The sequence below is a fragment of the Bacteroidota bacterium genome (genome assembly GCA_018698135.1).
GTDB lineage: Bacteria > Bacteroidota > Bacteroidia > CAILMK01 > JAAYUY01 > JABINZ01.
The window spans coordinates 43,512-56,463 of sequence record JABINZ010000139.1; the positions used below are offsets into that span (position 1 = coordinate 43,512).

A 12,952-nucleotide genomic window follows, 5' to 3' on the forward strand; every position below is an offset into this window, starting at 1 on the left:
TTTAAGGATTATTCTGTTATTTCTTCTTTTTCAGATTCGCCTACCAGAAGTTCATATTCTTCCTTTGAGCCAACCAAAACATTATTGAACTCATCTAATCCGGTTCCGGCCGGAATTCTATGTCCAACAATAACATTTTCCTTAATACCAAGCATATGATCAACCTTACCTGCAATTGCCGCTTCGTTAAGCACTTTTGTTGTTTCCTGGAACGAGGCCGCGGACAGAAAACTACTAGTACCTAAACTAGCTCGGGTGATTCCTTGTAGTAACGGACTTACCGTAGCTGGAACAGCATCTCTGGCTTCTACCAATTTTTTATCTTTACGCTTCAGGTTAGAGTTTTCTTCCCTTAACCTTCTGGCACTGATAATCATTCCTTTCTTAAGATTTGGTGAATCGTTTTCTTCGATGACTACTTTCTTATCGTAGATCCAGTTATTTTCTTCAATAACTTTGAACTTATCAACTGCATCATTCTCAAGGAATCTGGTATCTCCAGGCTTCACTATGGTCACCTTCTGCATCATTTGTCGAGTGATAACTTCAATGTGTTTGTCATTGATTTTCACACCTTGCAAACGATAAACTTCTTGGATTCCATTCAATATATATTGCTGTACTGCAAACGGTCCTTTTATTTTCAATATATCAGCTGGTGTAATTGCACCATCTGACAATGCATTTCCTGCTTTGATAAAGTCATTTTCCTGAACCAGGATATGTTTTGACAAAGGAACAAGATATTTCTTTACATCGCCTTGTTTTGAGGCAATAATGATCTCTCTATTTCCTCTTTTAACTCCACCAAAAGATACAACACCATCAATCTCAGAAATAACAGCAGGATTTGAAGGATTACGTGCTTCAAAAAGCTCGGTTACCCTTGGCAAACCACCTGTAATATCTCGAGTTCGACTAGTCGATCTTGGAATTTTTATCAAGGTTGTTCCCTTTGTGACTTTAATGTCATCCTGAATCATAATGTGACCTCCAACAGGTGCATTATAATCTTTTAATACATTTCCATCTTTATCTTCGATAATAATGGAAGGAATTTTTGTTTTATCTTTTGTTTCAATAAGCACCTTCTCTTTGTGACCGGTTTGCTCATCTGCTTCTTCTCTAAATGTAATATTCTCAATAATGTGCTTGAACTTAATTGTACCATCAAATTCTGAAATAATCAGCGCATTATACGGATCCCAACTACATATTTTGAGTCCTTTTTCAACTTTATCACCATCTTTCACTTCCAAAATAGCTCCATAAGGAACATTATGAGTAAATACAATGACATTTAATTTTGTGTCTAATATTCTGATTTCACCAGAACGACTCACAACTATATTACGTTCTTGTCCGTCAACTTCATACTGAACACTACGTATTCCAGAGAACTCCAGTTTTCCATCAACTTTTGCATTAATCTGACTTTCAGATGCAATTTTAGATGCTGTTCCTCCAACGTGGAAAGTACGAAGTGTAAGCTGTGTTCCAGGTTCACCAATTGATTGAGCAGCAATAACTCCAACAGCTTCTCCGCGCTGAATCATGCGACCAGTTGCCAGGTTACGTCCATAACACTTCTCACAAACTCCACTTCGAGCTTCACATGTAAGTACTGAACGAATTTCAACACTTTCAATTGGGCTCTCTGTTATTATAATTGAAATCTCTTCTGTTATTTCATTCCCTGCAGTAATAATTTTATCTCCTGTAATAGGATGGTAAATATCATGTAAGGCAACACGTCCAAGTATTCTTTCCAATAAAGTTTCAACAATTTCTTCATTGTCTTTAAGGGCAGAAATATTCAATCCTCTTAAAGTACCACAATCATCTTCACGTATAACTACATCTTGAGATACATCATGAAGTCGTCTAGTTAAATAACCAGCATCCGCAGTTTTCAGGGCAGTATCAGCAAGACCTTTACGAGCACCGTGAGTAGAGATGAAATACTCAAGAACTGACAATCCTTCTTTAAAGTTAGAAAGAATTGGGTTTTCAATAATTTCACCTGCACCACCACCAGAAACGTGTTTACGTGGTTTAGCCATCAATCCCCTCATTCCACCAAGCTGTCTAATCTGTTCTTTAGAACCTCTGGCACCAGAATCAAGCATCATGAAAATCGGATTAAACCCATCTCTATCTGTTGCTAAGTGTCTTAAAAGATGTTTGGTGACACTATTTGTAATTCTAGTCCAGATATCGATAACCTGATTGTATCTTTCATTGTTGGTGATAAAACCATTCAAATAGTTATCGGTAATTTCATCAACTTCGGCCTGAGCACTTAAAATAAGTTCGTCCTTTTCAACAGGAACAGGTATGTCCTTCAGGTTAAAGGAAAGTCCGCCAATAAATGAGTAATGGAAACCCATATCTTTAATATCATCAAGGAATTTGGCTGTTTTTTCATAACCAGTTCTCCTGATAATATCTCCAATAATATCTCGTAAAGCTTTCTTCGTTAAAAGCTCATTCAAGAATCCCATTTCCTTTGGAACGTGTTGATTCAGAATAATCCGACCAATAGTGGTTTCAATTATTTCTTTCTTAAGGCTTCCATCATCCTGCATATTCTCGACTGAAATCTTTACATATGCATGCAGATCGGCCTTATTATGATTATGGGCAATTAAAGCATCTTCGAATGAATAGAAAACACTTCCTTCACCAATAATAGGCTCTTCTTTAGTCGATCTTTTACCTTTTGTCAGATAATAAAGACCTAAAACCATATCCTGAGATGGAACTACAATTGGAGATCCATTAGCAGGAGTAAGAATGTTGTGCGAGGCAAGCATTAATAGTTGTGCCTCTAATATAGCAGCGTGGCCCAATGGAACGTGAATCGCCATTTGGTCACCATCAAAGTCAGCATTAAATCCAGTACAAACAAGAGGATGTAATTGGATGGCTTTTCCTTCAATTAATTTTGGCTGGAATGATTGAATACCTAACCTGTGCAAAGTTGGAGCACGGTTTAACATAACAGGATGGCCTTTCAATACATTTTCGAGGATATCCCATATCATATTGTCCTTACGCTCAACTATTTTCTTAGCCGATTTAACTGTTTTAACAATACCTCTTTCAATCAGTTTTCTGATAATGAAAGGCTTAAACAATTCAGCAGCCATTGCTTTAGGCACACCACACTCATGCATTTTAAGTGTTGGACCTACAACAATAACAGAACGACCGGAAAAGTCAACTCTTTTACCTAATAAGTTCTGACGGAAACGTCCTTGCTTTCCCTTTAGCATATCACTAAGAGATTTCAAAGGACGGTTACCTTCCGTTTTTACAGCACTTGCTTTACGTGAATTATCAAATAATGAATCGACAGCTTCTTGAAGCATTCTCTTTTCGTTTCTAAGAATAACTTCAGGAGCTTTTATTTCAATCAGTCTCTTCAGTCGATTATTTCTAATGATAACTCTTCTGTATAAATCATTTAAGTCAGAAGATGCAAAACGACCACCATCCAAAGGCACCAAAGGCCTTAATTCAGGAGGCATTACTGGTAAAATTTTAATCATCATCCATTCAGGACGATTTTCAGCTTTTGTATTTGCTTCGCGGAAACTTTCAATTACTTTCAGCCTCTTTAAAGCTTCATTTTTACGTTGTTGAGAAGTTTCTGTATTTGCTTTATGTCTTAAATCATAAGAAAGATCATCCAAATTGATGCGCATCAATAAACTAAACAATGCATCGCCACCCATTTTAGCAATAAACTTATTTGGATCACTATCATCTAAGTAATGATTTTCTTCAGGTAATGAATCAACAATCTCTAGATATTCTTCTTCTGTTAAGAAATCAAGACGATTTACTCCATCTTCTTCTTTAAGACCTGGCTGGATAACAACATACCTTTCATAGTATACGATCATCTCCAACTTCTTGGAAGAAATTCCAAGTAAGTATCCAATTTTGTTTGGTAGTGATTTGAAATACCAGATATGTGCTACAGGAACAACCAGATTAATATGTCCAATTCGTTCACGCCTTACACGCTTTTCAGTTACTTCAACACCGCAACGATCACAAACAATACCTTTATATCTGATTCGCTTGTATTTACCACAATGGCATTCATAGTCTTTTACCGGGCCAAAAATTCGCTCACAGAATAAACCGCCCATTTCAGGCTTGAATGTTCTGTAATTAATTGTTTCCGGTTTTGTTACTTCTCCATAAGACCAATCTAAAATGGTTTCTGGAGATGCAAGACCAATTTTAACCTTGGTAAAATTGCTATCAATTTTCTTTTTATTCTTTCTAAGAGACATATTTTCTCTTTAAATATTAAGGTTAATCAAATTGAATATCGAGAGCCAGTCCTTTAAGCTCATTAATCAAAACATTAATTGATTCTGGAATTCCAGGTTCAGGAATAGGCTCACCTTTTACAATAGCCTCATACGTTTTAGCACGACCCACAATATCATCAGATTTTATGGTCAGTATCTCACGTAAAATATTAGACGCTCCAAATGCTTCAAGTGCCCAAACTTCCATTTCACCAAAACGCTGGCCTCCAAACTGTGACTTACCACCCAAAGGTTGTTGCGTTATTAATGAATATGGCCCGATTGAACGTGCATGCATTTTATCATCAACCATGTGAACCAATTTCAACATGTAAATTACTCCTACAGTTGTTGGCTGGTGGAAACGATCTCCTGTTAATCCATTGTATAAATAGGTCTTACCATACAAAGGAATCTTAGCATCGACCATGTATTTTTCAATCTGCTCTTCAGATGCACCATCAAAAATTGGCGTGGCAAACTTGACACCCAATTCTTTTCCTGCCCATCCAAGGATAGATTCGTAAATTTGACCCAAGTTCATCCTTGAAGGCACACCAAGTGGATTCAGTACGATATCTACCGGAGTTCCATCTTCTAGGAAAGGCATATCCTCTTCAGGAACAATCTTAGCAACAACACCTTTGTTTCCATGACGTCCGGCCATTTTATCCCCTACCTTCAGTTTACGTTTTTCAGCTACATAAACTTTAGCAAGCTTAACAACACCAGTTGGAAGTTCATCTCCAATAGTTAAAGCATATTGCTCACGTCTGAAAATTCCAATTTCTTCGTTGTGCTTCGCTTTGTAATTCTGAAGAATTCTCTTAACAAGATTATTCTTTTCTTCATTATTACACCATTTCTCAGGTCTTAATAAATTGAAATCTTCAATTTTAAGAAGCGATTTTTGTGTAAATCTATTTCCTCTTGGAATAATTACATCACTATACTCATTGACAACACCTCGTGAAGTTTCGCCAGCAAGAAGTTTTAATAATTTATCAATCAACAATTGTCTGAATGTTTCCAGATTTTTGCTATTCGATTTTTCAAGTTTGGTTAGTTCTTCTTTATTCTTGACTTTAAGCTCTTTATCTCGCTTAGCTCTTTCGAATAATTTTTTCTCAATAACTATACCTTTGGCTGAAGGAGGAACACGTAATGAAACATCTTTTACATCACCTGCTTTATCTCCAAAAATAGCTTTCAAAAGTTTTTCCTCAGGAGAAGGCTCTGATTCACCCTTTGGTGTAATCTTACCAATCAATATATCTCCTTCAATAACCTCTGCACCAATTCGGATTAAACCATTTTCATCCAGATTTCTGGTTGCTTCTTCACTAACGTTTGGAATATCGGAAGTGTATTCTTCCATTCCACGTTTTGTGTCGCGAACATCCAGTTCATATTCTGTAACATGTATTGATGTATAATAATCTTCCTTTACTGTTTTTTCTGAAATAACAACAGCATCCTCAAAATTATAACCCTGCCAAGGCATAAAAGCAACCATCAAGTTTCGACCTAGTGCAATTTCTCCTTTTTCAGTGGAGAAACCATCACACAATATCTGTCCTTTTTTAACCTTTTCGCCTTTTGCAACAATAGGTGTAATATTAATACAGGTATTTTGATTGGTACGTTTGAACTTAATTAATTTGTACTTTTTAACATCGCCATCAAAGTCAACAATTTTATCTTCTTCGCTTCTGTTATACTTTACAACAATTTCATTGGCATCAACATACTCAATAACACCATCGTATTCGGCAATATAGAACATGCGTGAATCGTGTGCAAGCCTTTCTTCGATTCCTGTACCTACAATAGGCGATTCTGGACGAATTAAAGGAACTGCCTGACGTTGCATGTTTGATCCCATCAAAGCTCTGTTTGCATCATCATGCTCAAGGAAAGGAATCAGTGAAGCAGCAATAGATACAATCTGATTCGGAGAAACATCCATGAAATGAATATTATCCGTATCAGTTATAACAAATTCACCACCTTCACGAGCTTTAACTTTATCATTCTGGAATTTTCCAGTTTTCATATCCAAAGGTGCATTTGCCTGAGCAATAATATGCAAGTCTTCTTCTTCAGCAGATAAATACTCTACATTTTCTTTTCCTGACTTAACGATACTCTTTTCAACTCTTTTATATGGTGTTTCAATGAAACCCATGCTGTTGATTTTTGCATAAACCGATAAGGTAGAGATAAGTCCAATATTCGGACCTTCAGGTGTTTCAATAGTACATAAACGGCCATAATGTGTATAGTGAACGTCACGTACCTCAAAACCAGCTCTTTCTCTTGACAAACCACCAGGGCCTAAAGCTGATAATCTCCTTTTATGAGTAACCTCTGCCAAAACATTGGTTTGATCCATAAATTGAGATAATTGGTTGGTTCCAAAGAAGGAATTTAAAACGGAAGTCAATGTTCTGGCGTTAACCAAATCAACTGGTTTAAACACCTCATTGTCTCGTACATTCATCTTTTCGCGAATAGTACGAGCCATTCTGGATAATCCAACTCCAAACTGAGAATACAGTTGCTCTCCAACTGTTTTAACCCTTCTGTTACTCAAATGGTCAATATCATCGACATCTTGCTTAGAATTACTAAGTAAAATCAGATATTTGATAATCTGAATAATATCTTCTTGTGTCAGAACTTTCGTTTCCTCATCAGTGTTGAGGTTTAACTTTTTGTTCAGTCTATAACGCCCTACATCTCCGAGGTCATAACGCTTATCTGAAAAGAACAGCTTTTCAATAATTCCACGGGCAGTTTCTTCATCCGGTGGATCAGCATTACGCAATTGTCGGTAGATATATTCTAACGCTTCTTTTCCTGTGTTCGATGGATCTTTCTGCAGTGTATTGTAGATAATCTCATACTCATGCGTATTGGTATTTTCTTTATGCAGAATAACCACTTTTGCATTTGCATTTAAGATTAAGTCAATATGTTCATCCTGAATGATGGTATCACGTTCAAGAATAATCTCATTTCTTTCAATAGAAACAACTTCTCCAGTGTCTTCATCAACAAAATCCTCAACCCACTTACGCAATACACGTGCAGCGAGTCTGCGACCGATGATTTTTTTCAGTTCTGTTTTTTTAACCTTTACTTCTTCAGCTAGGTTAAACAGTTCCAAAATATCTTTGTCAGTTTCGTAACCAATGGCACGTAACAAAGTAGTTACTGGGAACTTCTTCTTGCGATCGATGTAAGCAAACATAACGTTGTTTACATCTGTAGCAAATTCCATCCAACTACCTTTAAACGGTATTACCCTGGCTGAATAAAGCTTCACACCACTAGTATGATAACTCTGACTAAAGAATACTCCTGGCGATCTGTGTAATTGAGAAACAATTACTCTTTCCGCACCATTAATAACAAAAGATCCTCTTACGGTCATGTATGGAATGGTTCCTAAATACACATCCTGAACAGTGGTTTCGAATTCCTCGTGTTCTTCATCGGTACAATATAGCTTCAGGCGAGCCTTTAATGCTACACTATAGGTCAAACCTCTTTCAATGCATTCTTCAATAGAATACTTCGGAGGATCGATAAAATAGTCGAGAAATTCCAATACAAAAATTCCCCTGGAATCAGTTATAGGGTAATTTTCCTGAAAAACTTTATATAAGTTCTCTTCTTTCTTCTCATCCGATAATGTTTCAATCTGGAAGAAGTCCTGAAAAGACTTTAACTGTATTTCAAGAAAATCTGGATATGGAATGGGACTTTCTATAGTCCCGAAATTGATACGTTTATTATTCTCTTTCAAGACAAATCAATTTAATGAATTTTGATGCTCAATAGATAAAGCATACCTTTTACTGTAAAAAACAGTAAAAGGTATGTAATGTAGGGCTAATATGTTTGCCAGAACAAAAGTCACTTAATTACTTAAGTTCAACTTCTGCACCTACTTCTTCTAATCTGGACTTGAAACTTTCAGCTTCTTCTTTAGAAACACCTTCTTTAACTGCTTTAGGTGCTGAATCTACTATTTCTTTTGCTTCTTTGAGGCCTAAACCTGTGATGTCTTTAACTACTTTAACTACCTGAAGTTTTTGTCCTCCAGCAGCTTTAAGCACTACATCAAATTCGGTTTGCTCTTCAACTTCAGCGCCATCACCTGCGCCAGCTCCCGGTGCGGCTATAGCTACAGCTGCTGCTGCAGGCTCTATTCCGTACTCGTCTTTTAGTAAACCTGTCAATTCATTTACTTCCTTTACTGTAAGATTTACTAGCTCTTCGGCTATTGCCTTAATATCTGCCATTATACCAATTTTTAGTGGTGTTTATTAAATTACTTAATTAATTATTCTTTTTCTGATAACGTTTTTAGAACACCGGTTATATTATTTTTACCGCTATTCAAAGCACCAATCAGATTGTGCATTGGAGAACTCAGTAATGCCAATACATCAGCAATTAATTCATCGCGTGACTTCAGATTAACTAAAGCATCGAGTTTATCATCACCAATATAAATGCAATCTTCCACATAAGCAGCCTTTAACAATGGTTTTTTATGTGTTCTTCTGAATTCCTTAATCAGTTTAGCAGGAGCATTAATACTCTCAGCAAACATCAAAGAAGATGGTCCTTTTAATGAGTCTAACAATTCTTCGTCAGTAAATCCTATTTTCTCCAAGGCTTTTCTGATAAATGTATTTTTAGAAACACTTAGTTCAATCCCTTTTTTCTGGCATAGCTTCCTCAGCTCAGTTGTTTGATTAACTGTTAAATCGGAAACATCGGCCAAATAGAAGTTGCCACTAGCTTTAACTCGCTCACTAATCCGTTCTACTAACTCTATTTTCTCTTCTCTTTTCATGTCGTTGTTTATAATCCGGGAACAGATTTAATGTCAATATCAATGCCCGGGCTCATCGTACTTGAAATCGTGACGCCCTTGAAATAGGTACCTTTTGCTGAAGCTGGACGAAGTTTATTAATTACGCGTAATAACTCTGCGCAATTTTCACTTATTTGAATTGCTTCAAAAGAGGCTCTTGCGATAGGCGTATGAATAATACCAAACTTATCTACCTTGAAGTCTATTTTTCCACTTTTCACTTCTTTCACAGCTTTAGGGATATCAGTTGTAACTGTACCTGCTTTTGGATTGGGCATCAAACCCCTCGGTCCCAAAACTTTTCCATATCGACCTAATTTCGGCATTACATCAGGACTAGTGATAATTGTATCAATATCGGTCCATCCTCCTTTGATTTTTTCAAGATATTCATCTAAACCGGCATAGTCAGCGCCTGCTTCAATAGCGGCATCAACTATTTCGGGATTACAAAGGACCAGAACTTTCAATTCTTTACCAGTACCATGAGGAAGCGTTGCAATACCTCTCACCATTTGATTGGCTTTCTTAGGATCGACTCCTAATCTGACATCCATATCTACGGATGCATCAAATTTCGTAAAAGTAACATCTTTTACTAATTGTGACGCTTCTTTAAGATCATATAACTTCTCTGCTTCTATTTTAGCAGCAGATGCTTTTGTGTTTTTTGTAAGTTTCACAGCCTTATTTTTTAATTTTCCCAGGGAGCTTTCCCTTTTACAGTAACCCCTAAACTTCTAGCCGTACCGGCTACCATTCTCATTGCTGATTCAACTTTTTCAGTATTCAAATCAGGTATCTTGCTTTCAGCAATTCCCTTAATTTGATCCCAGCTAATGCTACCAACTTTGGCTCTGTTTGACTCAGGAGAACCTTTCTTTAATTTGGTAACTTCTAATATTTGTGCTGCAGCAGGAGGTGTTTTGATCTCAAAACTAAATGATTTGTCTCCATATACAGAAATCACCACAGGAACTAATTTCCCTGCCATAGCCTGAGTTCTGGCATTAAACTGCTTGCAAAACTCCATAATATTCACACCTTTAGAACCCAATGCTGGGCCAACCGGTGGAGATGGGTTAGCAGCTCCTCCTCTTATCTGAAGCTTAATAAAGCCTGTTACTTCTTTTGCCATAAAATTAACCTTTTTCAACCTGCATGTAATTCAACTCTACAGGTGTTCTCCTTCCAAATATTTTAACTACTACCTTAAGTTTTTTCTTCTCTTCGTTGATTTCTTCAATAATTCCATTAAAGCCAGTGAATGGTCCATCAATAATTTTGACAGGTTCACCAACCAAAAATGGAACTTCAATTTGCTCGCCCATATCAGTAGCTTGCTCAATCTTACCCAATATGCGATTAATTTCTGCCTGCCTTAGTGGCACAGCTCCATCTTTCGAACCCAAGAAATCAAATACTCCGGTTACATTTCTTATTGCATGCTGAACTTCGCTTTGAAGTCGGGCTTCAATAATGACATAACCAGGATAAAAATTCTTTTCTTTCGTAACTTTTTTCCCATTTTTCAATTGAACTACCTTTTCAACAGGCACCAATATTTGCCTGACCATATGCTGAAGATTACTTTTTTCGATCTCGAACAAAATATGCTCTCTGATCTTAATTTCTCTTCCGCTGATCACTCTAACTACGTAATACTTAAAGTCAGACATTTTTGATTTTTATTGAAAAAGCTCGTAAAAAATTTCGAAAAGGTTCTTAAAAACCGAATCCATGACAAAAACGATCAAGGCAAAAATCAATGATGTAACCAATGTAATTACAGCACTTGATTGCAATTCTTCCCACGTAGGCCAAGTTACTTTGTGAACTAATTCATCCACTGTAACTACTAATGCATTTTTAATTCTTAAGAACATAATATTAACTCCTAAAGCACGGGTGGAGAGAGTCGAACTCCCAGCCTTTGGTTTTGGAGACCAATGCTCTGCCAATTGAGCTACACCCGTGTCCTTTAATGATTACGGAAACTAACTATTCAACTATTTCTGTTACCTGACCAGCACCAATAGTACGTCCACCTTCGCGAATAGCGAAACGTAAACCTTTATCCATAGCAACTGGCATAATAAGTTCAACAGAAATTGTGATGTTATCACCTGGCATTACCATTTCAACACCCTCTGGTAAATGAACAACACCTGTTACGTCAGTTGTTCTCAGATAGAATTGTGGACGGTAATTGGTGAAGAATGGAGTATGACGTCCACCTTCTTCTTTCTTCAGGATATAAACTTCACCCTTGAATTTGGTATGTGGTGTTATAGAACCTGGAGCTGCGATAACCATACCTCTTTTGATTTCATCTTTATCGATTCCTCTAAGAAGTAAACCGGCATTATCACCAGCTTCACCGCGATCCAATAATTTTCTAAACATTTCAACACCTGTACAAGTTGTTTCAAGTGGTTTGTCCATAAAGCCAACGATTTGAATTTTTTCGCCAACATTTACAACACCTCTTTCAATTCTACCTGTAGCAACAGTACCTCTTCCTGTAATGGAGAACACATCTTCAATAGGCATTAAGAAAGGCTTGTCAATAGCACGTGGAGGAACAGGAATGTATGAATCCACTGCAGCCATCAGTTCAAGAACTTTCTCAACCCACTTTGGCTCATTATTTAATCCACCTAATGCTGAACCCTGAATAATAGGTGTATTATCACCATCAAACTCATAAAATGTAAGGAGATCTCTGATTTCCATATCTACAAGTTCGAGTAATTCTTCATCATCAACCATATCCACTTTATTCATGAATACAACTAATTCAGGAACACCAACCTGACGTGCTAAAAGGATATGCTCTCTAGTTTGAGGCATAGGTCCATCAGTAGCAGCAACAACAAGGATAGCACCGTCCATTTGGGCAGCACCAGTAACCATGTTTTTAACGTAGTCAGCGTGACCTGGACAGTCAACGTGAGCATAATGTCTGTTTGCAGTAGCATATTCAACGTGAGCTGTGTTGATAGTGATACCTCTCTCTTTTTCTTCCGGAGCATTGTCAATTGAATCGAATGACCTAAACTCAGCACCACCTGCTTCTGCTAAAATCATTGTAATAGCAGCAGTTAATGTAGTTTTTCCATGGTCAACGTGTCCGATGGTACCAATATTAACATGTGGTTTACCCCGTTCAAACTTTTCTTTTGCCATAATTTACTTCTTATATTATTTACGAATCATTAAATACAAAACGAGCCAATGACGGGACTTGAACCCGTGACCTCGTCCTTACCAAGGACGCGCTCTGCCATCTGAGCTACATCGGCAAATGCTGTTTGTAGCCCAAACCGCCTCAAACAACGATTGAGCGGGAGACGAGGTTCGAACCCGCGACCTGCAGCTTGGAAGGCTGCCGCTCTACCAGCTGAGCTACTCCCGCATAGTGCACCGAAGCCTTGGATAAGGTACAAAATGCACCAACCTTGTCAACGATACTAATTTCCTTGCCTAGGCTTGGAAAACTAACGACTTTCTTAGCAAAAGCTATGAAAGTAAATGACCATCTTGGCCTAAGCCTTGAAAGTCAATGACTCCCTCTGCCAAGGCTGGGGAAGTCAATGATCATCTATGCCAAGGCTTCGATGATCGATGTGGGGAGAGGAGGATTCGAACCTCCGAAGGCGTACGCCAACAGATTTACAGTCTGCCCCATTTGGCCACTCTGGAATCTCCCCAAACTATTATAAAT

The 12,952-nt window shown here is 37.4% G+C and carries 9 protein-coding genes and 4 tRNA genes; all 13 read right to left on the bottom strand.

What is annotated here, in order from left to right; translation table 11 throughout:
• Positions 1-8: 8 nt before the first annotated feature.
• Positions 9-4,310: a DNA-directed RNA polymerase subunit beta' gene (rpoC, locus tag HOG71_09360; GenBank protein MBT5991053.1), complete on the bottom strand. Its 4,302-nt coding sequence runs from the start codon at positions 4,308-4,310 to the stop codon at positions 9-11.
• A gap of 22 nt (positions 4,311-4,332) precedes the next feature.
• Entirely contained in the window at positions 4,333-8,145 is a 3,813-nt protein-coding gene (gene rpoB, locus HOG71_09365) for a DNA-directed RNA polymerase subunit beta (protein ID MBT5991054.1), read from the bottom strand.
• A 118-nt stretch (positions 8,146-8,263) separates the two neighbouring features.
• Positions 8,264-8,644 carry a 50S ribosomal protein L7/L12 gene (gene rplL, locus HOG71_09370; protein MBT5991055.1) on the bottom strand — a complete coding sequence of 127 codons (381 nt, stop codon included), beginning with the start codon at positions 8,642-8,644 and terminating at the stop codon, positions 8,264-8,266.
• 41 nt (positions 8,645-8,685) lie between these two features.
• Positions 8,686-9,204 carry a 50S ribosomal protein L10 gene (locus HOG71_09375; GenBank protein MBT5991056.1) on the bottom strand — a complete coding sequence of 173 codons (519 nt, stop codon included), beginning with the start codon at positions 9,202-9,204 and terminating at the stop codon, positions 8,686-8,688.
• An 8-nt stretch (positions 9,205-9,212) separates the two neighbouring features.
• Positions 9,213-9,908 (bottom strand): 50S ribosomal protein L1, encoded by a 696-nt coding sequence (locus tag HOG71_09380; GenBank protein MBT5991057.1) that lies wholly within the window; start codon positions 9,906-9,908, stop codon positions 9,213-9,215.
• 11 nt (positions 9,909-9,919) lie between these two features.
• A complete protein-coding gene (gene rplK / locus HOG71_09385; GenBank protein MBT5991058.1) occupies positions 9,920-10,363 on the bottom strand; it encodes a 50S ribosomal protein L11 in 444 nt (147 codons plus the stop codon).
• A gap of 4 nt (positions 10,364-10,367) precedes the next feature.
• Positions 10,368-10,904 carry a transcription termination/antitermination factor NusG gene (nusG, locus tag HOG71_09390; GenBank protein MBT5991059.1) on the bottom strand — a complete coding sequence of 179 codons (537 nt, stop codon included), beginning with the start codon at positions 10,902-10,904 and terminating at the stop codon, positions 10,368-10,370.
• A gap of 9 nt (positions 10,905-10,913) precedes the next feature.
• Complete coding sequence (secE, locus tag HOG71_09395) at positions 10,914-11,111, bottom strand: preprotein translocase subunit SecE (GenBank protein MBT5991060.1); 198 nt, start codon at positions 11,109-11,111, stop codon at positions 10,914-10,916.
• A gap of 17 nt (positions 11,112-11,128) precedes the next feature.
• Positions 11,129-11,201 (bottom strand) — tRNA-Trp (locus tag HOG71_09400).
• Positions 11,202-11,226: 25 nt separating this feature from the next.
• The gene (gene tuf / locus HOG71_09405; GenBank protein ID MBT5991061.1) at positions 11,227-12,414 is read right to left on the bottom strand and encodes an elongation factor Tu; all 1,188 of its coding nucleotides are present in this window, start codon (positions 12,412-12,414) and stop codon (positions 11,227-11,229) included.
• Positions 12,415-12,457: 43 nt separating this feature from the next.
• Positions 12,458-12,530 (bottom strand) — tRNA-Thr (locus HOG71_09410).
• 40 nt (positions 12,531-12,570) lie between these two features.
• Positions 12,571-12,643: transfer RNA gene (locus HOG71_09415), tRNA-Gly, on the bottom strand.
• Positions 12,644-12,855: 212 nt separating this feature from the next.
• Positions 12,856-12,938, bottom strand: a tRNA-Tyr gene (locus HOG71_09420).
• Between the last annotated feature and the right edge of the window lie 14 nt (positions 12,939-12,952).